This is a genomic window from Cupriavidus necator N-1, from assembly GCF_000219215.1.
Taxonomy (GTDB): domain Bacteria; phylum Pseudomonadota; class Gammaproteobacteria; order Burkholderiales; family Burkholderiaceae; genus Cupriavidus; species Cupriavidus necator.
Map to the genome: position 1 here is coordinate 596613 of NC_015727.1, position 25099 is coordinate 621711.

Here is a 25099-nt window from a genome sequence, read left to right on the forward strand (position 1 = left end):
TTCGGCTAGGGCCGGTCAGGCGGCCTCAGCCACCTGGGGATGGAAACGCCCCTTTTTCAGCCGGCGGATATTCACTGTTTCAAACACGCCGGCAGCGTGAAAGGTTTCGCCTTCGATGAAGCGCTGCGCCTCGGCCCGGCTCGGTACGTCGATAATAAAAAAGCTACCCACGAAGGCGGAGCCATCGTCGTTTTGTTGCGGACCAGAGAAAAAGATCTTGTCGTTCCAGCCATCCAGATAAGCGCGATGCGTGGTCAGGTATTTCTCGCGCAGTGCAGCGGAATTCGGCTTGTCGGTGCAGTTGATCATCCAAAGCATTTCTGTATCTCCTGGTGGTGATATTCCAGCATCGAGTTCCGGCATTGGCAGCCGGCCCGTGAGCAGCATCATAGGGCGATGCGTGTCCCCTGCTTTGCAGCGTGACATTGAATGACTTGCAATGCTGCGTTGAAGATTCACGGCCCATTGCCGCAACTCCGCCACCTACAATTTCTTCAGTTCAATCAAGGAGAATGAAGATGCGACTGAGAGATAAGGTGGCGATTGTCACGGGAGGCGGCTCCGGCCTCGGCAAGGCCATCGCCTTGCGCTTTGCCAGCGAAGGCGCCATCGTGATCATCGTGGATGTGAATGAAGCAGCGATGGCGTCGACCACAGAAGAGATTCAAGGCCTGGGCGGGAAGGCGCGTGCTTACAAGGTGGACGTGACGCAGCAGCAGGACCTGCGCAACTTCATGGAAGACGTGGTCGCCGCCGAAGGGCGAGTCGACATCCTCATCAACAATGCTGGCATCACCCGCTACCGGGCATTCGGCAGTATGGGCGATGCGGACTGGAGTGCGGTGCTCGATCTCGACCTGAAAGGCGTCTTCTTTTGCGCGCAGGCGGCGGCGCCCTATATGGAACGACAGCAGTACGGCAAGATCGTCAATATCTCGTCAAGCCTGGGTACCGGGACCACGCCGCATATCGGCGGGCTGACCCCCGGGGCCAGCGCGCCTTATGCCTCTGCCAAAGCCGCGGTCATCCAACTGACGAAGACACTGGCGCGAGAACTTGGCCCCAGTGGTGTCAATGTCAACTGTGTGGCGCCGGGCTTTTTCCTGACACCGCTGACAGGCGCCACGCGGAGCCCGGATGAGGTGGCGGAGCATATCCGTGTTCGTACCAGTATGGCTGTTCTCAATCGGCCCGGGCGGCTGGAAGAGCTTGCCGCAACCGTGTTGTTCTTCGCCACTGACGATTCCAGCTTTGTTACCGGCCACACACTTTATGTGGACGGTGGGCGAACCGACCGGATGTAAGCAGGCCCGAGCCAGATTGACGCCAAGCGCCGAAGTGATTCGGCACTTGGCTTGTGCCGGACAGATGCCGCACGAAGCGGCACGCGAAATCCTTCCCACCCTGGAGAACAGAATCATGGAGACAATGGTTCCATTGCAGTCGAGGAGTATCCGTCGTTTGCTCATTTCACTGCCTTTGCTCGCGGCCAGCGCGGTATTGATGCAACCGGTTGCGGCCCACGCAGGCTACCCGGATAAACCGATCAAGCTGCTAATCGGTTTTCCGCCAGGCGGCTCGACCGACCTGATCGGGCGGCTGGTCGGGGAAAGGCTGTACAAGGCGTTGGGCCAGCCAGTTGTCATCGAGAACCACGGGGGCGCCAATGGCGTGGTCGCGGCCAATGCCGTCGCGGCTGCGGCCCCCGATGGCTACACGCTGTTGTTGACTTCCATGGGGATGACGACCAATCCCTACCTGTACACAAAATCGGCGCGTGACCCGGTCAAGGATTTCACCCCGATTTCGCTGCTGGCTAACGTTCCTAACGTGATCGTGGTTAATCCGAAGCTGCCGGCGCGCAACCTGGACGAACTGATGCATCTGGCCCGGTCCCACAAAACGCCTCTGACCTCGGCCACGACGGGCCAGGCGGCGCCGGGTCATCTGGCTACGGAACTGCTGCAGCGGGCTGCCAACGTTAGATTCTCGTTCGTGCCGTACAAAGGCTCGGGCCCGGCATTGAACGATGTCATGGCCGGCTACGTGGACATGTCACTGCCGACTATCGTCGCTGCATTGCCGGCGATCCGGTCCGGCAAGGTACGAGCCATCGCAGTGACCGGAACCGGCCGGTCCAGCATGCTGCCGGATGTCCCGACTCTGTCAGAAGCGGGATTGAAGGATCTTGGTGGCACCTCGGGGTGGTACGGCCTGATCGGCCCGGCAAAAATGCCACGTGAGGTTGTCGAACGACTCAGCCAGGCTGTCGTCAAAATCATGAACAGCGCCGACGTACGGGAACGTTTTCAAGCCAACGGTGCCGATCCGGTCGGGTCCAATAGTGATGAAATGGCCGCCTTCGTCGCGCAGGACTACCGTCGATGGGGTGAACTGATCCGAGCCGCCAACATCAAGGCGGAAGGCCAATAACCGCGGTAAGGGTGCGCCACCGGGTCCACGGGCAAAGCCGAAGCGGCGGCCGCGCCTTGGCACGCATCCTGGCAGGTGCTAACATCTGTTCTTACAAGTGGCACCGATTCCGATAATCGGAACTTAACGAAGCGTCGTGAGGAGATAGGTATGTCTGGCAGTGTGACGGTGTTGATCGGCGGTGACTGTGGTCCTGCGCATGGGGCGCGGGATGGTTTTGCGATTGAGGGCTACACGGAGTTGGTGCGCCCCGTGCTCGAGCAGGCGGACATGCGGTTCGTGAACTGCATGCGGACTTATTCGAACCGAGGTATCAAGGCGGACCACGCACCACAGGTAGCGCAGCCGGTCGAGATGGCGGAGATCTACACCAACGGCATGTTTGACGCCGTCACCATGTCGAACAACCACACCTATGACGCCGGGCCTGACGCCATGCTGGATACCCGCGATTTGCTGAATTCGCGGGGCATTCAGGTGACAGGTGCGGGTCGGAACCTCAAGGAAGCCCGCCGTGCCGCAATCGTGGAAAAGAACGGCGTGAAGGTGGCCTACCTTGGCTATACGTCGGTCGCCGCGGCCGGCAGCGAAGCCAGGCCCGACAAGCCCGGCGTCACGTCGATCCGGATCAGGACGTCCTACGAAACCCGCGGTCCGCACCAACCAGTTGGCATCCGGACGGAGCCCGATCCCGAGGATCTGGCCATGCTTCTGGAAGACATCCGGGAGCTGCGCAAGGAAGCGGACATTGTCATCCTGGCTTTTCACTCCGGCGTCATTCGCCTGCCACGCGTGATCGCGGACTACCAGGTAGCCGTTTCGCACGCCGCCATCGATGCAGGCGCCGACCTGGTCGTCGCGCATGCGCCGCACATTCCGAAGGCGGTGGAAGTCTACAAAGGCAAGACGATTTTCTACAGCCTGGGCGTTTTTGCCATGACGAAGGGCTTCCCGGCACCGTCCTGGTCAGAGCCGGCATGGGCACATGGTGCGGTCCGGAATCATACCGATCTCGATCCCGATTACCCGCTCATGCCATATGGCAAGGCGTGTACCCTGAGCCTGTTAGCGAAAGCAGTGGTGTCAAAGGAAGGGGTGCTGCGCGTCGGATTCCTGCCCATGGCGATGGACCAGCGGTACCGGCCGGAAGTTTTGCGCCGCGGACATCCGAAGTTCGACGAGGTCGTCAATTACCTGGAATGGGCGTCCGTGGATATGCCGCATACCTTCCATGTTGAAGGGGACGAGGTAATCGTCACCGCCTGAGGCAGGCCCACGAAACAAGGGGTAAAGGCGTTCCGTTAAGCCACCGTGGTCGCCGCGAAAGCGGAGATCACGGTGGCTTTTTCAACGCCAACGGACCAAAAAAAGCCCGCCAACGCGGGAAAAGCCCGGTTCAGTGATGGATCCCCGGGGGCGAGACATTCGGTAAAGCCTGGACCAGCTAATCGCACACGCTGCTGCGGGCAGACGCCCTACCAGAGGGCGTGCCGCCACACTCGCTATTGCCAAGCCGCGCGGTCTTCGCGCGGATATTGAAGCACCATTGCCTCCAGGCCTTTCGCGCCAGCACGGATCTCGAACTTTTCCTCGTTCGGCTCCACGACCACCATGGACCACTGCGGCAGTTCTTCGTCGCCATGAACTAGGCTGCCGTTTCCGACGAAGATGTAGTAGCCGCCAGCGGCACGGGGATCAGGACCCTGTACGGTCATGCCTTCACCGAGCCGGACGACTTGTGCGGCCATGCCATCCGATTCGTCTGCGAACAGCGTCTCCCATGCCACTTCCGTGCGGGCTTTGAGAACCGGCTCGGTGGAAAAGCGCACCGGCTCTGAAGTCAGGTGCCTGCGTTTGCTTTGTTCCAGCTTCTCGCGGTACCCCGGCTTGTCGAGATAGATCGGCTCGGAATTCCCGGTGTACATGCGCATCGCCACGAACGACAGGCCTTGCGGGCCGGAAACGATCGGGCCGTACGCGGTGTGGTGATCCTTGAACTGGACCGTCAGCGGCTGCAACACCTGGCCACGGTTGCCGATGGTACCCGACCCGGCGACGAAGAGTTGAAACATCGTCACACCGTGGAAGTGCGGGACGATGGTTTCGTTGGCGTCCAGTTCCGACATCGTGGCCTGCGGGCCCGGCTGCCGCTCGTTGGAAGAGCGCGGGCCAAAGTACACGGTTCCCCAATGCTTGTTGCCAGTCCCCGGGGAAACCACAACATTTCGCTTCGCAATGGCGTCGGCGCCACTTCGCGTGTAAATCATCGTCATTCTCCTTTGCGTCTGCCGCAAATCGCGGAAGGGCTCCGCGCTCGTTTGCGGGTTGCTCAGCGCCTTCTGGCAACCCATGTCACCATCGTAGCAGAAGTTTTGATCAATAGCATCAGTTTCGAACAACGGAACCATTACGGAAGCGTTGTTGTGGTTTCGTTCATCAGAACCGATTCCAAAAATGTTGACTGGCGCGGCAGCTCAGACTAAAGTCAGGACTATCGGAGCCGGCCCAGCGCCTGGCCCGCAGGGGGCTGCTCGTCGCAGACGTTGTCGCGCACCAGGTGCGCAGTTTTGTCCCGATGTCGGTCGGGAATGGATCAACTCTAGGTATGAACAAATTCAGTCATCTATTCGAGCCTCGATCAATCGCCGTGGTGGGTGTCTCTGACGACGTCGCGCGCCCGGGTTCGCAGGTCGTGCGGGCCCTGCTCAAGAACGGCTACAGCGGCAAGATCTTTCCGGTGAACCCGAAGTACGAGCAGTTCGACGGCCTGAAGTGCTACGGGTCCGTTGCCGATATTGACGAGGACGTGGATCTCGTCGTCATCGGTGTCCCGGCCAAGGGCGTGCTGCCGGTGCTGGAAACGGCCGCGGAGAAGCACGTGCCATTCGCGCTGATCCTCAGCGGTGGCTTCCGAGAAAGCGGCCCTGAAGGTGTGGAGCGCGAACGGCGGATGCTGGAGATCGCGCGTGGCTCCGGCATGCGTATCGTGGGGCCCAACTGCCTCGGCTTCGCAAACCTCCACGCCAATGTGTATGCCGCGTTCGGCAGCATTACGCGCGAGCCCAAGCTCAAGCCGGGTTCCGTCTCGCTGGTCACGCAAAGCGGCGGTTTCGGCTACAGCATTGCGCTGGCATGCGAGGCAGCGGGTATCGGCTTCCGGCATGTGATTGCCACCGGCAACGAAAGCGATATCGATGCCGTTCAGCTCATCGATGCCTTGCTCGATGACGACGAAACGAAAATCATCCTTGCGTATATCGAAGGTACCCGGGACGGCCGGGCGCTGCTCGACGTTGGCCAACGGGCCATGGCCCGTGGCAAGCCACTGCTGTTGTGGAAGGCCGGGGTGACCGAGCAGGGCGCGCGCGCCGCGGCGTCCCATACCGCAAGCATGACCAGCAGCTATGACTACTACTCGGCGGCCTTCAAGCAGAGCGGTATCGTGGAGATTCGGGAAATTGACCAGGCCGTTGATTATCTGAAGGCGCTGGAAGGCGGCAAGTATCCGGCGGGCGGCGGGGTAGCGGTGATGGGCGTGTCCGGCGGCTCCGCCATCGTCTTCGCCGATGCCGGCGAGCCGGCAGGCCTGTCGCTCTGCGAACTGACTGAAAAGACCCAAACAAGCCTGCAGGGGGTCATTCCCAACATCGGGGCAGTCCACAATCCCATCGACCTGACCGCCGGCTACTTCTCCACCAGCAATCGCGCCAATCTGGAGACGGCGGTACGTGCCACGCTGGATGATCCCAATGTGCATGCGGTGTGCGTCAATATCGCGACGACCGGCAAGGCGGGGAGCCTGGTCGCTGCCGAGGTGCTGGGTGAGATTTCGCGATCGACCGAAAAGCCGATCGTCGTCTTTTCTTCGGCGCCAGCCAGCCAGGTTGGGGAAGCACTGACGGTATTCGCTAAGGCGAACATTCCTGTGCTGCCTTCGCCTTCACGCGCGGCCGGCGCACTGGCCATGCTGGCCAGCTACAGGCAGGCCCGCGCCCGTGTCGAACGCGCCGCAGCCTCGTTGGCACCGCAAAATGCGACCGCACCGCGCGACGTGTTTCCGCGTAACGCGGAAAATGCATCGCTGTCCGAAGCCGATGCGAAAGCCATCCTCTCGGCAGCTGGCATTCCGGTGTCCAACGACGTGATCGTCAGGGGTGTGGAGGACGCCGCCGTCTTCGACAACATGACCGCGCCGCTGGTGGTCAAAATCGTCTCGCCGGACATTGCGCACAAGACCGAAGTCGGCGGTGTCAAGGTCGGTATCCGCACGCGCGCCGAACTGGAGGCAGCGATCGCCGAGGTCCTGGAGAACGCACGCCAGAAGGCGCCGGCCGCCCGCATCTCGGGGGTCCTGGTCACGGAAATGATCCAGGGTGGCTTCGAACTGATCGCGGGCGTGGTCAACGACGAGGTCTTTGGTCCGGTAGTGGCCGTCGGTGCGGGCGGCATCTATGCCGAACTCCTCGGCGACACGACCTGCAGGCTGGCACCGTTCGACGAAGTGAGCGCGCGGGAAATGCTCGATGAACTGAAATGCCGGCGCATCCTGGACGGTGTCCGCGGCAAGCCGGCGCTGGATGTCGATGCCGCGGCGCGCGCGCTGGCTGCGCTGTCGCAGTTTGCCTGGGAATCGCGCGATCAGGTGGGCGAGGTCGACATCAACCCGTTGTTTGTCCTGCCCAATGGCGTGGTGGCCGCCGATGCTGTCATCATTCCCTGTGCTCACTCGGCATCACAGCCGGTCTCCGGGGAACAGTCATGACTGAGACCGTGATGGAACCGGTGACGCACCCGGTCACGTTCGAGCCTGTCGGCCACACGCTTGCGGTGCGCGAGGGCGATACGATCCTTTCCGCCGCACTGAGCCACAATTTTCCGCTACCGCATGGCTGCCGCACCGGCACGTGCGGCACCTGCAAAGCCAAGGTATTGGCGGGCGATGTGGATCACGGCGCCTCCGACGACTGCGTTTTGTCGGATGCTGAGCGGGAGCAAGGCTATGCGCTGCTTTGCCAGGCCAAGCCGCGATCTGCGCTGGCGATCGCAAGCAGCGTGGTGCGTGAAAACATGGACATCCCCATCGTGCGCCTGCCTTGCCGCGTACAACAACTGGAGCGGCTGGCGCACGACGTCATGCGCATCCGGCTGCGACTGCCCGCCAAGCAACGCCTGAGGTTCCTGCCGGGCCAGTACATCAATATCGTGATGCCGGGTGGTATTCGCCGCAGCCTGTCGATGGCCAATTCGCCGGAGGACGAGGACGTGGTCGAGTTGCATCTGCGCAACTACGGCGGCCCATTCAGCACCCACGTCTTCAATGTGATGAAGGAGAACGACCTGCTGCGGATTGAAGGCCCCGTCGGTGCGTTCTTTGTGCGGGAGCAGAGCACCAAGCCGATTATCTTCGTGGCCAGTGGCACCGGCTTCGCACCGATCAAGGCCATGATCGAGCATGTGGCTAGCAAGGGAAGCGCCCGTCCGATGAGCCTGTACTGGGGCGGCCGACGTCCGTCCGATCTCTACCTCAATGCGCTCGCAACGACGTGGCAGGAGAAATATGGGATCCGGTACGTGCCGGTGGTATCCGAGGCCAGCGATGAGGATGCCTGGGACGGTCGCACCGGCTTTGTCCACCGGGCCGTGATGGACGACTACCCGGACCTGTCCGGCCACCAGGTCTACGCGTGTGGCGCGCCGATTGTCGTGCAGTCCGCCCGCGATGACTTTATCAAGGCTTGCCGCCTGCCCGAAAGCGAGTTCTTCGCTGACATCTTCGTGTCTGGCGGCGGTAAGGTGCGTGCGGCTGCATAGCAAAAGTAGAAAGACAGGGGAGACCTCTAATGGATAGCAGGCAAGAGCATTTGATAGTCGAACGCGCTGACGACTTTCTGTGGATCACCATCAATCGTGCGGAGAAGGCGAACGCGATGACAGTCGCCATTATGGAAGGCATCACCGCTGCGATCAGGGCCGGCGCGAGTGATCCCACCGTCAAGGCCGTGCTGCTGACCGCAGCGGGCGCCCGCGTGTTCAGTGGCGGCGCGGACGTGCGCGAGCAGCCCGAGGACGGCGACATGGCGCGCCAGCGTGAGCGCCGGTCGCAGGCGCTGGCAGCATTGCAAGATGCTGTGATGGACAACCCGGTCCCGGTCGTCACCGCACTGAACGGCATCGCCAGCGGCGGCGGCGCGATGCTGGCATTGCTGTCGGACGCCTGTGTCGCGGCGGACGCGGCCTCGCTGTCTCTGCCGGAAATCGACCTGGGCATTCCCACATTTTCCGGGGCCAACATTCTTGAGGTCATTGGCGGACGCGCGCTCGCGCTGGACCTGATCCAGACCGGCAGGCGCATGTCCGCACGCGAGGCCTTGACGCGGGGGTTGGTTGCGGCCGTGGTACCCGCCGACGAACTAAAACATGCAGCGACGGTGCTGGCAACCACGCTGGGCGCCAAGGAGCGGCGCGTGTTTGCGGACAACAAGCACTGGATCAACCGGCAGCTGAAAGCAGCGCTGTCTGAAGCGCGTGCTGAGCATGCCCGGCACCGCAAGGCCATCGCCAAGGGCGAAGCACAATCCTTGCCTCGTTAAAAATCAGGAGGAGAAAAATGGCAGATCTGGAAACTGAAACGATTGGACGGGTGGTGGTCGCGCGCCTGAATCGTCCCGAAAAGAAGAACGCGCTGAGTGAGGAAATGCTCGAGCTGCTAGGCACGGCGCTGAAGAAGGCGAATGACGATCCGGCCATCGGCAGCTTTGTCATCACCGGGAGCGGGGACGCATTCTGTTCGGGCGGCGATCTCGGGCGACGTGGCTCGGAAGCCGAACCGACACCACTGGAACGCAAGCAGCGGCTCCAGAACGTCACACATCGGGTCGCGCTCGCGGTGGAAGAATTCGAAAAACCGCTGATCGCCGCCGTAAACGGTGCGGCCGTTGGGGCAGGAATGGACCTTTCGCTGATGTGCGACCTGCGCTTTGCAGCGAGCACCGCGAGATTTGCAGAGGCATACATCCGTGTCGGCCTTCTGCCAGGCAACGGCGGTTGCTATTTCCTGCCGCGTCTCGTGGGACCAGCCAAGGCCTTGGAGCTACTTTGGACTGGCGACTTCGTCCCGGCAGACGAAGCGCTGCGGATCGGGCTGGTCAATCGGGTTTGCAGCGCGGATGACTTGATGCAAGAGACGATTGCTTTCGCTGCTCGCCTGGCCGATGGCCCGCCGATCCAGACACGCGATATCAAGAAGCTGATGTATCAATCGCTTCGCACTGACCTGCGCACGAGTCTTGAAACGGTTGCATCGCATATGGCTGTGGTGCAGTCGACCCGTGACTACAAGGAAGCAATCCTGGCTTACAAGGAGAAGCGCAAGCCCGTATTCGAGGGTCGCTAAAACACGCTTCTTCTCTGCGTAAAAAGTGCCTAATGAAGCGCTTTTTAAGGGCTGCTGTAGGAGCCCGTCCGGTGGGGCTGCCTACGGCGGTGGGGGGACGGTAGGAGGCGTCGGGGGGCGTGGCACCAACCCTACTGCCCGTGATGTACCATACAGGGTTTGAAAATATGGATGGAACACCTCCAAATGATGCGCTCGGTGCAACGTATTCTTGCTGTATTCGAAAGCTTCACCGCCGAACGGAGCAGCCTGACGCTACAAGAGATTGCTGACCGCATCGAGCTGCCGAAGTCTACGACGTTCCGCATTGTCCAGAGCCTGGACCAGGCCGGCTATCTGGTTCGCCTGGAAGACCAGCAATACTGCCTCTCGTTCCGCTTCACGCGACTGGCCGGCCTGGTCAAGAGTACGCTCGGCATCCGCGAGATCGCCCGCCCGATCCTGGTCGAGCTGGCGGAGAAAACCAAGGAGACAATCTCGCTCCATACGGTCAGTGGCCAGAATCGCATCTGCATCGACGCGGTGTCGACAGACGCATCGCCGCTGCGTGCCGTGGTCCAGGCGGGCGAGCAGATTCCGCTGCTCATGGGCTCGGGTTCCAAGGTGCTGATGGCGTATATGCCCAAGGACGAGGCGGCGCCTCTCGTCACCGCGGTCGCCAAGGCGACCAAGCGAACCAAGGCCGATGTGCTCGCGGAGTTCGAGAAAGTGCGCGAGCAGGGCTATTCGGTCTCGCACGGGGAGCGCCTGCTAGGCATCTCGGCGATATCGGCTCCCATCAAGGACGTGCACGAGGAAGTGCACTATTGCATTTCACTTGGTGCGCCGACGGTGCGTTTGCAGACGCGGGAAAAGGAACTCGTCAAGCAAGTGGTCAGCGCCGCCGCCAATATTTCGCTGCAGTTCGGCGGCAAGCTGGACTAGCCGGTCCAATGGGGTAGGCACGCTGCACGCGGCCTACCACCCTTCACCCCCGCTTGCCGGACGCTTGGGCGTCAGAGCAGTGACCCCACCATCCCGCCTTCCACCGGAATCGTCGCGCCGTTGACAAATCCTGCCTGCATCGAAGCCAGGAACGTTACCACGCCGGTTGTCTCCTGCTGGGTACCGAGTCGACCCAGCGGCGTCAGTTTCTTGCGGGCGGCCGTTTGTTCCGCAGAATAGGCGGCACCGCCGCTGCGGTGTGAAGTGTCGATCAACGCGGGCGCAACACAGTTCACCGTGATGCCACTTGCACCGACCTCATTCGCCAGGTGCTTCATATAAGCCGTAACGCCGGCCCGAAACACCGTTGACAGGCTGTGATGCGGCATCGGCTGCTTGACTGATGCCGAGGTGATGGCAATGACCCGGCCCCAGTTGCGGTCGAGCATCAGCGGAATGACGTGGGTAACCACCTGGATGGTGCCCCACAACTGGTTCTGGTACGCCTCTTTCCAGCGCTCCTCGTCGGTTTCTTCGAGTGTGGCGCGGATCGGGTTGGGGGGGCGTGACGTATTCAGGACGACAATGTCGGGTCCACCGTCGTTCTGCCGGAGCGAGGAAGCCAGGCGTTCCACGTCGGCGCGAACCAGCATATTGCCTGGGACCGCAACGGCCTTCACGCCGTGCTGCTGTTCGATCTCATCCGCAACGGCTTGCAGCTTGTCAGCGGAGCGGGCGAACAGCACCACATTGACGCCCTCTGCAGCCAAGGCGTGCGCAATGTTCCTGCCCATGCCGCCGCTGGAGGCGGTGATCAGCGCAGTCTTTCCTTTGATTCCGAGATCCATGTTTTTTGCTCACTAAGGTGGGGCGGATAAACATTCGTCGGCAATTTGCCGGCCACTAGTCAAGGCCAACCATACCCATCCAGTACTGGAGTTGGCTGCCTGAGGTCTCTACATCGTACTTTCGGCAGAACTCCAGACAGCCATCGGCCTGGATGCGAAAGACCGAGAGCGCCGCCGGCACGTGCCGGATACGGTCGCCATCGCGCTCGTGCAGGGCCTTGATGCTTGCCGTAACCAGCAGGCGGCCATCCGGATCGCAGGCAAAGGTGCGGATGTGGAAGGTTTGTGTGTTGACGTGCTGGAGAAGTTTCGGTTCGCCCGTTTCCGGGTCGATCCCATAAACCGCGATATTGTTTTCGCCGCCTGCGAATACCTTGTGCTCGCCGTCGGCGACGGTGTGGTCGGCCCGATTGGCAACGTAGACACAATGACCGGCCGGATGGACATGAATCGGTCCGCCGATTTGTCGCGGGCGCACCAGTTCCGGCTGGCGCAGCGTTGGACAGGCGAAGGCAGGCGCCGCTTCAATGCCGCGTTCGCTGTAGCGGAACATATAAAGCCGGTTGGTGCGTTCGTCCGATGCGTAGAGCCAGGGTTTTGACGGATGGAACGCGATGTGGCGCGGGCCGAATCCATATCCCCCCTGCGGGGCCACCACGCCGCCCGCCGAGAGTTGACCATCCTCGAAGCCGAAGGTCCGCAACGCCCCCGGCTCTTCCGGCTTGTCGCCCTGCGCCTTGTTGCCGCGATCGACGATCACTGCGGTGCGGCCCGACGGCGTGACCATGACCTGATGCGGATAAATACCGTAGTCCAGGGCGGTGGCCTGCACGACGCGATCGCCGATTTCGCCATTGGCCTCTACGCGATGCACTGTGACCCCGCTCGACGGATAGTTGTGGCCATTCAGGACATAGCGCCCCGAGGGATCCACGCACATATGTACGGCGCGACGCGGCAATGGCTTGCTTTCCCCATGGGGAAGCAATGCGCCATCCGCACCGATGGCGAAGGCGCTGACGTGGTTGTAGTCCGATTCGACCCGCGGGCCGCCGTTGCTGGTGGAAACATACAAGCACGGTTTGGCAGGATGCCGCCAGGCATATTGCACCTTGGCGGGAACCCGGACGGTTTCCTTCCTGACAAGCGTAGCGGAATCGACGTCCACCGCGTAATGGGTGAGCATGTCGTCAACGGCGCTATATAAAGCGATGGATCTTGCCATCGGATTCTCCGGTGGGTATTCGGATCAGGGCGTATTGTCGGCAACTGGCGTGAACATCGGAATCGATGTGCCACCTTCCGACGTCTTGAAGACCACCCTGACGCGCTGGCCGATCCGGACCGTGTCCAAATCCGTGTCCACGATATTCGTCAGGATGGTGGGGCCCTCATCCAAAGTCACGTATGCGATGCAGTATGGCGTGCCGGCGCCGCGGCGCGTGACACTGTAGGTGTAGATCACGGCGGTCCCTTGGCTGTCGGCCCATCGCACATCGCTGCTCCAGCAAAAAGGACACAAGGCACGCGGATAGTGATGCGATTGCTCGCAGTCGCGGCAAACCTTGAGCAGCAGCTTTCCTTGGGCAGCGGCGGCGAAATAGGGCTCGTCACCCGGATTCAGGGCGGGGTCGCTGATCTTGCGGGCTTCGGAAAACGTCGGCATGTCATTTACTCCCTTTCCATGATGAGCGTGGCGGCGCCGTGGCGGTGGCCAATGGCTCCGCCGATGCCGGTGGCCAGGGCAAGTGTGCAATCTGGCACTTGCACGCTCGGGTGGGCTTCGCCGCGCAGCTGGCGCACCGCTTCGATGATCTTTGTGATGCCGCCGCGATTTGCCGGATGGTTATTGCACAGGCCGCCACCGTCGGTATTGAACGGAAGCTTGCCCACGCCGGAGATCAGGTTGCCATCAGCAACGAATCGGCCGCCTTCGCCTTTCTTGCAGAAGCCGAGGTCTTCCAGCTGCAGGATCACGGTGATGGTGAAGCTGTCGTAGATCGACGCATACTGAATATCGGCAGGGGTAACGCCCGCTTCTTCGAATGCCCGCGGGCCTGTCCATGCCGCGCCGGTGTAAGTGAGGTCGACCTTGCCGGCCATCTGATGCTTAGTCGATTCGCCTGCGCCCAGCAGCTTGATGCGCGGGCGTGCCAGGGCCCTGGCAATCTCCGGGCGCGCCACGATCACTGCGCCACCACCGTCGCTTACGACGCATGAATCCAGACGATGCAGCGGATCCGCGATCATCGGCGAGGCCAATACGTCGTCCACCGAGACGACGTTGCGCAGCATTGCGTTTTCGTTGTATTGCGCATGGTGCGAAGCGGCAACTTTTACCCAGGCCAGCTGGTCGCTGGTCGTGCCGAACTCATGCATATGCCGCATGGCGCACATGGCGTACAGGTTCAGCGTGACCGGGCTGTAGGGCATTTCATAGGGCGCCTCAGGCATATTGACGCCGCGGACGCGGACCTGGGTGCCGGAGATGCCCTCCGAATTTGGCCGTCCGGCCAGAGTGATGAGTGCCACGTTGCACTTTCCCGCCGCAATTGCCTCGGCCGCGTGGGCCACGTGCGCCAAGTACGAGCATCCGCCCATATCCGTGGAATCGACATGCCGGAGCCGGTTCAGGTTGAGGTAGTTCGCCATCGACCAGACATTGGCTCCCGGTGCGTCGCCGGCGCAAAAGAAGCCGTCGATGTCGTCCCGCGACAGACCCGCGTCTTCGATCGCACCTTTGGCGACTTCCGCATGGAGCTGCGCCACGGAGTGCTCCGGCGCTTTGCGCAGGGGGTGTTCATACGCCCCGATGATGTAGGCCTTGCCTTTGATTGTCATGCCGAGTCTCCTTGCAGTCGGTTACTGGACAACTGCCGTTCGGTTTCATACACTGGAATCGATGCTAATGATCAGAACCCATGATACCATCGTGTCCAAGGTTGTGGGGAACCTGAAAAACATCGGGACAGGGCCGGCATGGCTCGTTTTAGTGATTCAAGAGGGGGGGGCTGTCCGCAGGCAGGTCCCCCAGCGCCGAGCCCGCAAGGGGCAGGTATGACGAAAGGAGTAGGACCATGGAGAACCAGCTATGCGCGAGCGGTGACCACTCGGGTGCGAGTGCCGTCCTTGCCGAATTCAAGGTTTGGCAGTGCGTACTGTGCGGCTTCGTGTACGACGAAGCGATGGGAATGCCGGAGGAGGGCATTGCGCCGGGTACGCGCTGGGCTGACATTCCGGACGACTGGATGTGTCCGGAGTGCTCGGTGGGCAAGAGCGACTTCGAGATGGTCGAGGTGTAGGACAGGTAAAGCCGGCGCGGTGCGAGGCCGGATCGCCACGGAGGGTGAAATGGGAATCGGTGGAATGTCCCTGCGCGGGCTGATGCAGAAGTGGCTCGGGCCAGATGCGGCGGAGATGGCAAGGATCACCCGCATGCGCGACGACGCGAGCCCTCGCGGCTATGTGCAGGTCGAGGTTGAGCGGCCTTCGGGCGCGCTGTGCTTGATGTTCTTCCGCCACGCCGACGGTTCCTGGTGCGTGTTCCCGCCTTGCGACCGAGCCGCCAGGCAGGCGTGACAGTCAGATCCTGGCGGCCGCGCGCGGCGCCATGATGGAGAATTGGATGATCGATGTACTAGTGATAGGAGGCGGCAATGCCGCGCTCTGCGCCGCGCTGATGGCGCGCGAAGCCGGGGTTTCGGTACTGCTGCTGGAGTCGGCGCCACGCGCGTGGCGCGGTGGCAACTCGCAACACACCCGCAACCTGCGATGCATGCATGATGCGCCGCAGGACGTGTTGGTCGACGCCTATCCGGAAGAAGAGTACTGGCAGGACCTGCTCAAGGTGACGGGCGGCATCACGGACGAACACCTGGCGCGGCTGGCGATCCGCGCGTCATCGACGTGCCGGCCGTGGATGCGCAGGCACGGCGTGCGTTTCCAGCCGCCACTTTCGGGCGCGCTGCACGTGGCCCGCACCAACGCCTTCTTCATGGGCGGCGGCAAGGCGCTGGTCAACGCGTATTACCGCAGCGCCGAAGCGATGGGCGTGCAGATCCGTTATGACACCCCGGTCGACAGCATTGAGCTGGATGGGGACCGCTTCGTCGCCGCACGCAGCGGCGACATGCGCTTTACCGCGCGCACCTGCGTGCTGGCCGCGGGCGGCTTTGAGTCCAACCGCGAATGGCTGCGCGAAGCCTGGGGCCAGAACGAACGCGGCGAATGGCCCGCCGACAACTTCCTGATCCGCGGTACGCGCTTCAACCAGGGCGTGCTGCTGCAGCACATGATCGAATCCGGCGCTGACGCCATCGGCGACCCATCGCAATCGCACTGCGTCGCCATCGACGCGCGCGCGCCGCTGTACGACGGCGGCATCTGCACGCGCATCGATTGCGTGTCGCTGGGCGTGGTGGTCAACCGCGACGCCGAACGTTTCTACGACGAAGGCGAGGACTTCTGGCCCAAGCGCTATGCGATCTGGGGCCGGCTGGTGGCGCAGCAGCCCGGGCAGATCGGCTATTCGATCATCGACAGCCAAGCCATCGGCCGCTTCATGCCGCCGGTGTTTCCTGGCGAGAAGGCGGACACGCTACCTGAGCTCGCGCGCAAGCTTGGGCTGCCAGAGGCGCAGTTCGTGCGCACGGTGCAGGACTACAACGCGGCGTGCCGCGTCGGCACCTTCGACCATACCGCGCTGGACGACTGCCACACCGAAGGCCTGGCACCGGCCAAGACGCATTGGGCCAGGCCGCTCGACCGGGCGCCGTTCTACGGCTACGCGCTGCGGCCGGGCATCACCTTCACTTACCTGGGGCTCAAGGTCAACGATCGTGCCCAGGTGCACTTCGGCGGAAAGCCGAGTGGGAATCTGTTCGTGGCGGGAGAAATGATGGCGGGCAACGTGCTCGGAAAGGGATATACGGCCGGGGTCGGCATGTCGATCGGCACGGCTTTTGGGCGCATCGCCGGCACGCAGGCTGCATTGGCGGCAGGCATCAACACGGGAGCCGTCCATGCAGAAGCTTGAAGCCCTGGCGCGGGAAGCCGCGCAACTGGCCGGGAACGAAGAAGGCGCGATCGCCACGCCCGGCACTGGACGCGTGATCCGCGTGCTGCCGCTGACCGACAATGAAGCCGAAGTCGCGCGGCAGATGCAGATCTGCAATGCGTGCCGTTACTGCGAAGGCTTCTGCGCGGTGTTCCCGGCGATGACGCGCCGGCTTGAGTTCGGCAAGGCCGATGTCAATTACCTGGCGAACTTGTGCCATAACTGCGGGGCGTGCTATCACGCATGCCAGTATGCGCCGCCGCATGACTTCGGCGTCAACGTGCCGCAGGCGATGGCGAAGGTGCGGCTGGAGACGTATAGCGAATATGCGTGGCCGGCGCCGCTGGGCAAGCTGTACAAGCGCAACGGCCTGACGGTGTCGGTCGCGCTGGCGATCGGGTTGGCGTTGTTCCTGGTGCTGGCCGTGACGGTGGGCGGCGCACTGTGGCGCACGCATGCGGGCGGGAATTTCTATGGGGTCTTCCCCCACAATACGCTGGCAGGCATGTTCGGCGCGGTGTTCGGCTTTGCGGTGATCGCGCTGGGCATCGGAGTGCGCCGCTTCTGGCGGGACGTGTCGGCCGGCACGGCCTCCGCGCCTGCCGTGGCCGAGGCGGCGAAGAACGTGCTGGCGTTGACCTACCTGGATGGCGGGCATGGCGATGGCTGCAATGAGGCGAGCGATCGCTTTACGCTGGCGCGGCGGCGCTTCCACCATTTCACGTTCTATGGCTTCATGCTGTGCTTTGCTTCGACGACGGTGGCGACGGCTTACCACTATCTATTGGGATGGCATGCGCCGTATCCGGTATTCAGCCTGCCGGTGCTGTTGGGAACCGCGGGTGGGATTGGGCTGTTGATCGGCCCGGCCGGATTGCTGTGGCTGAACCTGCGGCGTCATCCGATGCATGGCGATGTGAAACAGCGGCCGATGGATCGGGGCTTCATTGCGTTGCTGTTGTTGACCAGCGGGACCGGACTGGCCTTGCTGGCGGGACGTGAGACGGCGGCGATGCCTTTGCTTCTGGCAGTACACCTCGGTGTCGTGATGGCCTTGTTTGCGACCCTGCCGTATGGCAAGTTTGCGCACGGCATCTTGCGCACCGCAGCGCTGTTGAAGTCCAACATTGAGAAACGTAGGCCCAGCGAACTGCGCCTCGGCGACGACTGATCGGGGGCCTTCTTCGCCTGCCAACAGCGGGCGTAGAGGGTCGAGCTGGATCAGCGAGATTCAATCTGCTGGCGCAGCCCCAGGCGTAAAGCTTCGGTGCGCCAGCTTTTTTTGCTGCCCGGCAACGTCTCCACGGCCCATCGGTTCCGGTGGCGGCTCGCTGGCTTCGGAAGGGGAGACTGACTGCGTGAATTGCTACGACTACATCATCGTTGGCGCCGGCTCGGCAGGATGCGTGCTGGCCCGTCGACTGAGCGAGGATCCCGGCACGCGTGTGCTGCTGGTGGAGGCGGGCCCGCCCGCTGACGATTTCTGGATCCGCACGCCCGCCGGCATGGGCAAGCTGTTCAAGTCCGAGCGCTACAACTGGTGTTTTCAGACGGAGCCGGTGCCGAGCTTGCGCAATCGCCGGATCTATTGGCCGCGCGGCAAGACGCTTGGTGGCAGCAGTGCCATCAACGGCATGGTGTATGTGCGCGGCAACCGGCGCGACTTCGATCATTGGCGGGATCTTGGCAACCCAGGTTGGGGCTGGGACGACGTGTTGCCGTACTTCAGGCGCTCGGTGTGCGATGCCGCTGACACCGAACCCGCCAGCGGGCCGCACGGACTGCTGACCGTGAGCGATCCGTCGGTCCTGCACCCTGCGGCGCTGGCGTTCCTGGCGTCGGCGCAACAGACTGGCCTGGCACGCCTGGATGACTTCAACGAAGGCGATCAGGAGGGCGTAGGGCTGCTGCGCGCCACGATTCGCAACGGCGTGCGGCAGTCCACCTATGACGCATTCCTGGCCCCCGTTGCCGGGCGCCGGCCGAATCTCGAGATCCGTACTGGTGCGCATGTACGCCGCGTGCTCTTCAGTGGCCTGGCTGCTACGGGAATCGAGGTCTTGCTGGAGGGACGGACCCAGCGGTTCGAAGCCGCGCGCGAGGTCATACTGTGCGCGGGTGCACTGAGTTCGCCGCATCTGCTGATGCTGTCCGGCATCGGCGACGGCCAGCAGCTGCGGCAATACGGCATCGCGACCGTTGCGCACGTGCCGGGCGTCGGCAAAAACCTGCAGGACCATTTCGCGGTGCGCGTGCAGGCGCAGACCACGCCTGGCGGCTCCTACAACCAGCATCTCGGCGGATGGCGAAAGTACGCTGAGGGCGCGCGCTATCTGATCACCAAGGGTGGCTACCTTGCACTCGGCTCATCGATTGCAGCCGCCTTCGTGCGCAGCGGGCCAGATGTCGAGTATGCGGACATGGAACTCAGTTTCCGGCCCATGACATTCTCCTACGATGGGTCCAGTAAAGCGGTAGTCGACAGTTTCCCCGCCATCAGCGCGTCCGTTTATCGCGTGCGCCCGGCCTCGCGCGGTGAGGTGGCACTGCGTAGCAGCGATCCCATGCAGTCGCCTGCCTTTGTGCCGAACTACCTGCAGGATCCTGAAGATGTCCGCGCGATGCTGGCGGGGTTGCGGCGCTTGCGCGAAATACTTGCCATGGAGCCGCTCTCTGCGCTGATCGTCCGCGAACTTGTGCCGGGCGACCCGGTACGCACCGACGCGCAATGGATCGACTATATGGAGCGCGAAGGCCAGTGCGCGTTCCATCCCGCGGGCACATGCAAGATGGGCAAGGACAGCATGGCAGTGGTTGACGCACGCCTGCGTGTGCGTGGCGTCGAGCGCTTGCGCGTTGTCGATGCGTCGATCATGCCTGTCGTGACCTCCGGCAACACCAATGCGCCGACCATCATGATCGGAGAGAAGGGGGCCGACATGATCCTCGCCGATCGAACCGCGTCAAGCCGGACGGCGTAGCGGCTGCGAAGCCGATCTCCGCAATAACAAAGGCCGCGCTTGCTCAGCGCGGCCTTTCGATATCCACTTTGCGCGGGATCGTCAGAACCTGTGACGCAAGCCGATGGCGGTACCGAACTGGTTGGCGCCCGCCTGCACCGTCCCAAAGCCGTAGCCGCCGCCGCCAAGGCCGAGGTTGGACCCGTTCCGGTTCTTCGTGTAGCCGACCGAGATATAGGCGTCGGTGCGCTTGGAGAAGGAGTAGTCGGCGTTCACGGCAAACATCCAGGGATCCGCCTTCGTATCCGCAAAGTCCTGGTAGTAGACCGCGGCAGAGATCTGCAGCGGCTGCGTGACCTCCCAGCGCACGCCGGTCCACCAGAGATTGGAGCGTTGGTTGCCGGCCACCGGAGCCCCAGGCAGCAGCGCACCATCGTAAGCCTTGGCCCAGCGATAGCCCACGTACACCTTTGCCTTCTGGAAAGCATAGGTGCTGGCCACTGTCGCGCGACGTGCCGTGGCGTCCGGATTGACAGTGGTCGTGCCCGTGTTCAGCTCGTCATATGCGGCGGCAATGGAAAAGGGGCCCGTGGTGTACGTGAAGTTGCCGCCAAACTCGCGACCGAGCTTGCTGTTGCCGGGGACCTCGCTGCCGTTTGCCGTCCCGCTTTCCGCGCCAAAGCTGTACATGGCACTCGCCTGCAAGCCCCCAAAATTGCCCACATACTTGACGGTGTTGTCCGCGCGTCCGACGAAAGCGCCGTCGTTGGCCAGCAACGAGTATCGGCCCATGATCCCCATGGGGTCGATATCGCCGGCGATGCCATAAAGCGCGTTGGTCTGGCGACCCAGCAGCAGCGAGCCCCACTGCCCCTGCAAGCCCACATAGGCGGAACGTCCGAACAGGCGCCCGCCTTGCGATGATCTGCCGGTATCGGACTCAAAGCCGCTTTCGAGGACGAACACGCCTTTCAGGTTGCTACCGAGATCTTCCACGCCGCGAATCCCCCAGCGCGATCCGGCCATGTTGCCTGGCGTCATGCGGAGGACGGAATGATCGCCCGGCGTCAGATGGTTGATGTACTCGAAGCCGGTATCGACCAACCCGTACAGCGTCACGCTGGATTGCGCCACGGCGGCCGTGGAACAGGCGCCAGCGATTGCTGCAAGCAGGACGTTAGCTCTCAACTTCATGGGGTCTCCTCAATTTGGTTGTAGTGGTGAAGCAAGCAAGACTGCAGGGGACGATGAACGCAGCGCTCATCGCAATCCGGAACACCGATTGGTAGTGGGTTTGCCGGCCTGATGCGTCACCGGTGACTCGCAGCCGGGACTTGGCATCAAATGCGAAGGAGCCTTTTCGTAACAACGGAAGGCATCCTCGGCGCAGAACTGAGACTTTCAGATGGCAGGAACGCTGGCAACTCTAGCCGACAGGAATTCCCCAGTCAATAAAACGAAATCGGTTTTAGTGATTGAAACCACTAGGGTTTTCGATACTAAGGGTGCGCGCGAAATCGCTCACGAGGCATGTATGAGTGCGCCCGATCACCTTCTTCCCCGACCTGCACCAAGTTCCATTGAGAGAAACCTATACCTTTGAATGAAACTCGTGCTACTATGAATTCGAACATGAAACCACGTCGGACATGCCCGCTTCACGTGTAGCGGCTGGAAGGAAACCTGATGAATCAAGCCCAGACTGTCACTTATGCCGTTGAGGACGGCGTCGCATTGATTGCCGTGAACAATCCTCCGGTCAATGCACTGGCCGCCGGTGTGCGAGAAGGCATCATGGAGGGCATCGCGCGTGCCAATGCGGACGCCGGTATCGAAGCCATCGTATTGCTGGGAGAAGGCAAGAACTTCATCGCTGGCGCGGACATCCGCCGGTTCGGCAGCGCCCGGCCGGTTTCCACCCGCACCAGCGCCGCGGCGATCGAAGCGAGCGAGAAGCCGGTGGTGGCGGCCATGCACGGTTATGCGCTAGGCGGTGGACTCGAGCATGCGCTGGCGTGCCACTATCGGATTGCGAGCCCGGACGCAAGGCTCGGCTTGCCGGAGGTCAATCTTGGCATCATCCCCGCGGGCGGTGGTACGCAGCGGCTGACTCGTATCGCCGGCCCGACTGCGGCCCTGGACGTCATCCTCAGCGGCCGTCATGTCAGCGCCGGGGAGGCGCAGCGACTCGGCATCGTTGATGCCATCGTCGAAGGTATCGATCTGAAGGCGGCAGCCATTCGCTTCGCCAAGGACGTCGCTTCACAGCGGCCGTTGCCTCGTGCGCGCGATATGGTGCAGCGCGTCGCGACGGATGCGGCCATGGCTTCACTCGACGCCGCGCGCAAGTCCATTGCCAAGAAGTCGCGGCATGTCAAGGCGCCGGCTTATGCGCTCGAATGCGTGCAGGCCGCGCTCACGATGCCGTTTGACGAGGGTGTAGCGCTGGAGGCGGAACGCTTTGTTGAGCTGGAAAGTTCCGATGAGGCAAAAGCACTTCGCTACGCCTTCTTCGCCGAGCGCGAAGCCGCCAAGGTTCCCGGCGCTGCGCCCGCTGCCAAGACGCAGCGCATCGGATCCGCTGCCGTGATTGGTGCGGGCACGATGGGCAGTGGCATTGCCATGTCCTACGCGGATGCGGGCATTCCCGTCAAAGTGTTGGAGGTTTCTCGCGAGGCGCTCGATCGCGGCATGCAACGCATCCAGGACACCTATGCGGTCCGTGTCAAGCGAGGCAGCTTGTCGCAAGGCGACATGGATGCACGGATGGCGCTGATCGAGGGGGTGCAGAGCTACGAAGCCATCGCAGACTGCGATGCCGTCGTTGAGGCGGTGTTTGAGCGTATTGACATCAAGCAGGAGATCTTCGGCCGACTCGATACCGTGATGAAACCGGGTGCATTGCTGCTGACAAACTCGTCGGCCATTGATATCGACATCATGGCGGACGCCACCGCGCGTCCGCAGGACGTGGCCGGTGCGCACTTCTTTGCGCCGGCAAACGTCATGAAGCTCTGTGAGGTGGTGCGCGGCAGCAAGACCTCGCCCGAGACGGTGGCGAATGCCATGAAGATGGCGCGCGACATGGGCAAGGTATGTGCGGTCGCCGGCTCATGCGACGGCTTTGCCACGAACAGAAGTCGCGCCCCGATGATGACCGAGACAATGCTGATGCTCGAGGAAGGCGCAACGCCGGAGCAGATCGACAAGGTCATGGTCGACTTCGGCTACCCGATGGGGCCGTTTGCCGTCAACGACATTTCCGGTCTGGATGTCAGCTATGAAGGGCGCAAGCGCCGCGCAGAGGCCAACCCTGAGTACCGCAAGCTGCATGTGCCGGACCGCCTTGTGGAAATGGGCCGCAAAGGACAGAAAACCGGCGCCGGCTGGTACGCCTACCGCGAGGGCGACCGTACCCCCTATCCCGACGATGTGGTGAAACAGGTCATCGCGGAGGTGGCGGAGGAGTTCGGCATTCCGCAGCGCACCTTCACCGACCAAGAAATCCTGCACCGCTTGCTGTTCGCCTCGGTCAATGAAGCCTGCAAGATCCTGGAGGAAGGCAAAGCCTACCGCGCGAGCGACATCGACGTCATGTGGCTGTACGGCTTTGGCTTCCCCCGTCATCGCGGCGGCTTAATGTTCTGGGCGGATACCGTCGGGGCGCAGGCAGTCTTGCAGCAGGTTTCCGAATGGCATGAGCGATATGGCAAGCGCTGGGCGCCCAGCAAGCTGCTCGCTGAAATTGCCGTGGCCGATGGGGCGCTGCGGGAGGCGAAGGGTGCATCACTCTGATGGGGCGCCAGTGAAAGCCTGCTGGAAAAGTTGTCCGATATGACAGATCGTGAAGCAACGAGCAAGGCAGCCAGCCAGCTATCCGGTTCGGAAGTGCCATTCAAGATCTGGCAGTGCATCTTGTGCGGATACATCTACGACGAAGGTGCTGGCTGCCCGGAAGACGGTATTGCCCCAGGCACGCGTTGGCATGACGTGCCGGACGACTGGATGTGTCCTGAGTGCTCGGCCGCCAAGGGGGATTTCGAGATGATGGAGATCTGACGATTCGGCTCAGCCCGGAGATTCGCCAAGTTCCCTGGCCATGCGGTATCGCCGCCCAGCCGGGACCATAGAGGAGACTGACTTGAAGATTGGATATATCGGCCTCGGCGCACTGGGCCGGGAGCTCGCCCGGCGTTTCCTGCCGGCGCATGACCTTTGCGTGTGGGATCTGAATCCGGCCGCATGCGAATACTTGTCGTCGCAGGGCGCCGCGGTGGCCTCGTCCGCGGCGGAACTGGGGCGGCAATGCGAAGTTGTCCTGGTGTGCCTGCCCCGCAGTGCCGATGTCCACCGGCTCGTCTTTGGGCCCGATGGTCTGGCAGCAGGGTTGTCGAAGGGCAAGCTTGTGATCGACCAGACCAGTGGCGTGCCCGGCGAGACGCAGCAGATAGCCGAAGCGTTGGCCTGCCAAGGCGTGGAGATGATGGATGCGGCGGTATCGGCCAGTCCGCATGTTGTCGCCGAGGGCGGCGCGACGCTGATGGCTTCCGGCCCGGATGCCGTGTATGAAAGAGCGCTACCAGTCCTGCGCGTGATCAGCGAGTCCATCGTTCGCTGCGGCCAGCGTGTCGGCGATGGCCAGGCGATGAAGACGGTCAACAACGCCATGAACGCATGTGCCCGTCTCGGTACACTCGAGATGGCGGCGCTTGGCGCAAGGGTCGGCTTGTCGCTGGCGGCAATGAGTGACTATCTGAACCGTGGGAAGGCACGGAACCAGACCACCGACAAGATGCTTCCCGCGCTGGTGCAGGGCAAGTCTTCGACGAACTTCGCACTGGCGTTGATGGTGAAGGACGTGGCGCAGGCAGTCTCGCTGGGTGCCCAGACTGGCGTGCCGATGCCGATCACCAGCACGACACTGGGCCTGCTGCAAGCCGGCGCTAATACCTTAGGCCCGAACGCGAAGCTGGAAGACATGGTTGGGGTGATCGCGTCCCTGGCGGGGACGCAACTCGCGCCGGCGCCCACGGGCAACGCTGTCGGCAGCGCAAGCCCCGACGCGCAGCAGACCCTGCGCCTCCTAGAACATGGCGTGGCGGCCCTATGCCGCCTAGTCACTTATGAATGCACCGCCGTTGGCCTTCGTTTTGGCCTTGGTCTCGCCGACATGGCGACCGTCGTCAACCGAAGCTCCGGTTGGAGTGAGGCTTCGCGGACTATATTGCCCGCCCTGATGTCAGGCCAAGCGGCGGAAGACATCCGCCTGCGGTCCGTGGTCGATGGACTCCAGTCCACTTGCGCCCTGGCGGTCGCAGCAGGCGCCCCTATGATGCTCCTGCAGGTCGTCCGCAGCCTGGTCGAGCAGGGGAGCAACCAGTTGCCCGACACGGCCGATGTTTCGCAGATGCGCTGCGTTTATGAATCGATGGCAGGGGTCCGCTACGGCCACTGAGCGCTCAACGGAGCGCTGATCGCGATCCAA

The 25099-nt window shown here is 62.5% G+C and carries 23 protein-coding genes; 16 read left to right on the forward strand and 7 right to left on the reverse strand.

What is annotated here, in order from left to right; genetic code table 11:
- Positions 1 to 15: 15 nt before the first annotated feature.
- Positions 16 to 390, reverse strand: coding sequence for a YciI family protein (locus CNE_RS32780; protein ID WP_158310036.1), 375 nt, complete (start codon positions 388 to 390; stop codon positions 16 to 18).
- A gap of 128 nt (positions 391 to 518) precedes the next feature.
- Here CNE_RS32780 and CNE_RS32785 point away from each other — a divergent pair, with 128 nt between their 5' ends.
- The 3 genes from CNE_RS32785 (at position 519) to CNE_RS32795 (ending at position 3699) form a co-directional block, all read left to right on the forward strand.
- Entirely contained in the window at positions 519 to 1304 is a 786-nt protein-coding gene (locus tag CNE_RS32785; RefSeq protein ID WP_041229229.1) for an SDR family NAD(P)-dependent oxidoreductase, read from the forward strand.
- 115 nt (positions 1305 to 1419) lie between these two features.
- Positions 1420 to 2433, forward strand: a complete 1014-nt coding sequence (locus tag CNE_RS32790) for a Bug family tripartite tricarboxylate transporter substrate binding protein (RefSeq protein ID WP_013959047.1) — start codon at positions 1420 to 1422, stop codon at positions 2431 to 2433.
- 150 nt (positions 2434 to 2583) lie between these two features.
- A complete protein-coding gene (locus CNE_RS32795) occupies positions 2584 to 3699 on the forward strand; it encodes a CapA family protein (RefSeq protein WP_013959048.1) in 1116 nt (371 codons plus the stop codon).
- 236 nt (positions 3700 to 3935) lie between these two features.
- On the opposite strand, the gene CNE_RS32800 is transcribed toward CNE_RS32795, so the two are convergent.
- Positions 3936 to 4700: a hypothetical protein gene (locus tag CNE_RS32800; protein ID WP_238553206.1), complete on the reverse strand. Its 765-nt coding sequence runs from the start codon at positions 4698 to 4700 to the stop codon at positions 3936 to 3938.
- 290 nt (positions 4701 to 4990) lie between these two features.
- Here CNE_RS32800 and CNE_RS32805 point away from each other — a divergent pair, with 290 nt between their 5' ends.
- From CNE_RS32805 to CNE_RS32825, 5 genes are all read left to right on the forward strand, one after another.
- Positions 4991 to 7195 (forward strand): acetate--CoA ligase family protein, encoded by a 2205-nt coding sequence (locus CNE_RS32805; RefSeq protein WP_238553207.1) that lies wholly within the window; start codon positions 4991 to 4993, stop codon positions 7193 to 7195.
- Positions 7192 to 8244, forward strand: a complete 1053-nt coding sequence (locus CNE_RS32810; protein ID WP_013959051.1) for a CDP-6-deoxy-delta-3,4-glucoseen reductase — start codon at positions 7192 to 7194, stop codon at positions 8242 to 8244. Before CNE_RS32805 ends, CNE_RS32810 begins: the two co-directional genes overlap by 4 nt.
- Positions 8245 to 8273: 29 nt before the next feature.
- Complete coding sequence (locus CNE_RS32815) at positions 8274 to 9023, forward strand: enoyl-CoA hydratase/isomerase family protein (protein ID WP_013959052.1); 750 nt, start codon at positions 8274 to 8276, stop codon at positions 9021 to 9023.
- Positions 9024 to 9040: 17 nt separating this feature from the next.
- The gene (locus tag CNE_RS32820; protein WP_013959053.1) at positions 9041 to 9826 is read left to right on the forward strand and encodes an enoyl-CoA hydratase/isomerase family protein; all 786 of its coding nucleotides are present in this window, start codon (positions 9041 to 9043) and stop codon (positions 9824 to 9826) included.
- Positions 9827 to 10012: 186 nt separating this feature from the next.
- Positions 10013 to 10750 carry an IclR family transcriptional regulator gene (locus tag CNE_RS32825; RefSeq protein WP_035816008.1) on the forward strand — a complete coding sequence of 246 codons (738 nt, stop codon included), beginning with the start codon at positions 10013 to 10015 and terminating at the stop codon, positions 10748 to 10750.
- 71 nt (positions 10751 to 10821) lie between these two features.
- Here the strand turns inward: CNE_RS32825 and CNE_RS32830 are convergent, their stop codons facing one another.
- The 4 genes from CNE_RS32830 to CNE_RS32845 are packed head-to-tail and all read right to left on the reverse strand — an operon-like array spanning position 10822 to position 14439.
- A complete protein-coding gene (locus CNE_RS32830) occupies positions 10822 to 11598 on the reverse strand; it encodes an SDR family oxidoreductase (RefSeq protein ID WP_013959055.1) in 777 nt (258 codons plus the stop codon).
- A 55-nt stretch (positions 11599 to 11653) separates the two neighbouring features.
- The gene (locus tag CNE_RS32835; RefSeq protein WP_013959056.1) at positions 11654 to 12823 is read right to left on the reverse strand and encodes a lactonase family protein; all 1170 of its coding nucleotides are present in this window, start codon (positions 12821 to 12823) and stop codon (positions 11654 to 11656) included.
- Positions 12824 to 12847: 24 nt separating this feature from the next.
- Entirely contained in the window at positions 12848 to 13264 is a 417-nt protein-coding gene (locus CNE_RS32840) for a Zn-ribbon domain-containing OB-fold protein (RefSeq protein ID WP_013959057.1), read from the reverse strand.
- A gap of 5 nt (positions 13265 to 13269) precedes the next feature.
- The gene (locus tag CNE_RS32845; RefSeq protein ID WP_013959058.1) at positions 13270 to 14439 is read right to left on the reverse strand and encodes a thiolase domain-containing protein; all 1170 of its coding nucleotides are present in this window, start codon (positions 14437 to 14439) and stop codon (positions 13270 to 13272) included.
- A gap of 317 nt (positions 14440 to 14756) precedes the next feature.
- Between CNE_RS32845 and CNE_RS42785 the strand changes: the two genes are divergently transcribed.
- The 5 genes from CNE_RS42785 (at position 14757) to CNE_RS32870 (ending at position 19635) form a co-directional block, all read left to right on the forward strand.
- Positions 14757 to 14900 carry a rubredoxin gene (locus tag CNE_RS42785; protein WP_041229233.1) on the forward strand — a complete coding sequence of 48 codons (144 nt, stop codon included), beginning with the start codon at positions 14757 to 14759 and terminating at the stop codon, positions 14898 to 14900.
- A gap of 49 nt (positions 14901 to 14949) precedes the next feature.
- Positions 14950 to 15177 carry a hypothetical protein gene (locus CNE_RS32855; RefSeq protein WP_041229027.1) on the forward strand — a complete coding sequence of 76 codons (228 nt, stop codon included), beginning with the start codon at positions 14950 to 14952 and terminating at the stop codon, positions 15175 to 15177.
- A 46-nt stretch (positions 15178 to 15223) separates the two neighbouring features.
- Positions 15224 to 16633, forward strand: a complete 1410-nt coding sequence (tcuA, locus tag CNE_RS32860; RefSeq protein WP_013959061.1) for an FAD-dependent tricarballylate dehydrogenase TcuA — start codon at positions 15224 to 15226, stop codon at positions 16631 to 16633.
- Entirely contained in the window at positions 16620 to 17825 is a 1206-nt protein-coding gene (gene tcuB, locus CNE_RS32865) for a tricarballylate utilization 4Fe-4S protein TcuB (RefSeq protein ID WP_013959062.1), read from the forward strand. The genes tcuA and tcuB overlap by 14 nt, the downstream gene beginning before the upstream one ends.
- A gap of 187 nt (positions 17826 to 18012) precedes the next feature.
- Positions 18013 to 19635, forward strand: a complete 1623-nt coding sequence (locus CNE_RS32870; RefSeq protein ID WP_013959063.1) for a GMC family oxidoreductase — start codon at positions 18013 to 18015, stop codon at positions 19633 to 19635.
- A gap of 81 nt (positions 19636 to 19716) precedes the next feature.
- On the opposite strand, the gene CNE_RS32875 is transcribed toward CNE_RS32870, so the two are convergent.
- Positions 19717 to 20808 (reverse strand): porin, encoded by a 1092-nt coding sequence (locus CNE_RS32875; RefSeq protein WP_013959064.1) that lies wholly within the window; start codon positions 20806 to 20808, stop codon positions 19717 to 19719.
- A gap of 492 nt (positions 20809 to 21300) precedes the next feature.
- On the opposite strand from CNE_RS32875, the gene CNE_RS32880 reads away from it, so the two are divergent.
- The 3 genes from CNE_RS32880 (at position 21301) to CNE_RS32890 (ending at position 25069) form a co-directional block, all read left to right on the forward strand.
- Positions 21301 to 23409, forward strand: a complete 2109-nt coding sequence (locus CNE_RS32880; protein ID WP_013959065.1) for a 3-hydroxyacyl-CoA dehydrogenase NAD-binding domain-containing protein — start codon at positions 21301 to 21303, stop codon at positions 23407 to 23409.
- 39 nt (positions 23410 to 23448) lie between these two features.
- Positions 23449 to 23673, forward strand: coding sequence for a rubredoxin (locus CNE_RS32885; protein WP_013959066.1), 225 nt, complete (start codon positions 23449 to 23451; stop codon positions 23671 to 23673).
- Between the two features lie 82 nt (positions 23674 to 23755).
- Positions 23756 to 25069 (forward strand): NAD-binding protein, encoded by a 1314-nt coding sequence (locus tag CNE_RS32890; protein ID WP_041229235.1) that lies wholly within the window; start codon positions 23756 to 23758, stop codon positions 25067 to 25069.
- The last annotated feature ends 30 nt before the right edge of the window (positions 25070 to 25099 follow it).

What these genes read in the sequence shown, in the direction of transcription:
- CNE_RS32780 (WP_158310036.1), bottom strand. Translation starts at nt 390, where the DNA reads ATGATGCTGCTCACGGGCCGGCTGCCAATGCCGGAACTCGATGCTGGA.
- CNE_RS32785 (WP_041229229.1), top strand. Translation starts at nt 519, where the DNA reads ATGCGACTGAGAGATAAGGTGGCGATTGTCACGGGAGGCGGCTCCGGC.
- CNE_RS32790 (WP_013959047.1), top strand. Translation starts at nt 1,420, where the DNA reads ATGGAGACAATGGTTCCATTGCAGTCGAGGAGTATCCGTCGTTTGCTC.
- CNE_RS32795 (WP_013959048.1), top strand. Translation starts at nt 2,584, where the DNA reads ATGTCTGGCAGTGTGACGGTGTTGATCGGCGGTGACTGTGGTCCTGCG.
- CNE_RS32800 (WP_238553206.1), bottom strand. Translation starts at nt 4,700, where the DNA reads ATGATTTACACGCGAAGTGGCGCCGACGCCATTGCGAAGCGAAATGTT.
- CNE_RS32810 (WP_013959051.1), top strand. Translation starts at nt 7,192, where the DNA reads ATGACTGAGACCGTGATGGAACCGGTGACGCACCCGGTCACGTTCGAG.
- CNE_RS32815 (WP_013959052.1), top strand. Translation starts at nt 8,274, where the DNA reads ATGGATAGCAGGCAAGAGCATTTGATAGTCGAACGCGCTGACGACTTT.
- CNE_RS32820 (WP_013959053.1), top strand. Translation starts at nt 9,041, where the DNA reads ATGGCAGATCTGGAAACTGAAACGATTGGACGGGTGGTGGTCGCGCGC.
- CNE_RS32825 (WP_035816008.1), top strand. Translation starts at nt 10,013, where the DNA reads ATGATGCGCTCGGTGCAACGTATTCTTGCTGTATTCGAAAGCTTCACC.
- CNE_RS32830 (WP_013959055.1), bottom strand. Translation starts at nt 11,598, where the DNA reads ATGGATCTCGGAATCAAAGGAAAGACTGCGCTGATCACCGCCTCCAGC.
- CNE_RS32835 (WP_013959056.1), bottom strand. Translation starts at nt 12,823, where the DNA reads ATGGCAAGATCCATCGCTTTATATAGCGCCGTTGACGACATGCTCACC.
- CNE_RS32840 (WP_013959057.1), bottom strand. Translation starts at nt 13,264, where the DNA reads ATGCCGACGTTTTCCGAAGCCCGCAAGATCAGCGACCCCGCCCTGAAT.
- CNE_RS32845 (WP_013959058.1), bottom strand. Translation starts at nt 14,439, where the DNA reads ATGACAATCAAAGGCAAGGCCTACATCATCGGGGCGTATGAACACCCC.
- CNE_RS32855 (WP_041229027.1), top strand. Translation starts at nt 14,950, where the DNA reads ATGGGAATCGGTGGAATGTCCCTGCGCGGGCTGATGCAGAAGTGGCTC.
- tcuA (WP_013959061.1), top strand. Translation starts at nt 15,224, where the DNA reads ATGATCGATGTACTAGTGATAGGAGGCGGCAATGCCGCGCTCTGCGCC.
- tcuB (WP_013959062.1), top strand. Translation starts at nt 16,620, where the DNA reads ATGCAGAAGCTTGAAGCCCTGGCGCGGGAAGCCGCGCAACTGGCCGGG.
- CNE_RS32875 (WP_013959064.1), bottom strand. Translation starts at nt 20,808, where the DNA reads ATGAAGTTGAGAGCTAACGTCCTGCTTGCAGCAATCGCTGGCGCCTGT.
- CNE_RS32880 (WP_013959065.1), top strand. Translation starts at nt 21,301, where the DNA reads ATGAATCAAGCCCAGACTGTCACTTATGCCGTTGAGGACGGCGTCGCA.
- CNE_RS32885 (WP_013959066.1), top strand. Translation starts at nt 23,449, where the DNA reads ATGACAGATCGTGAAGCAACGAGCAAGGCAGCCAGCCAGCTATCCGGT.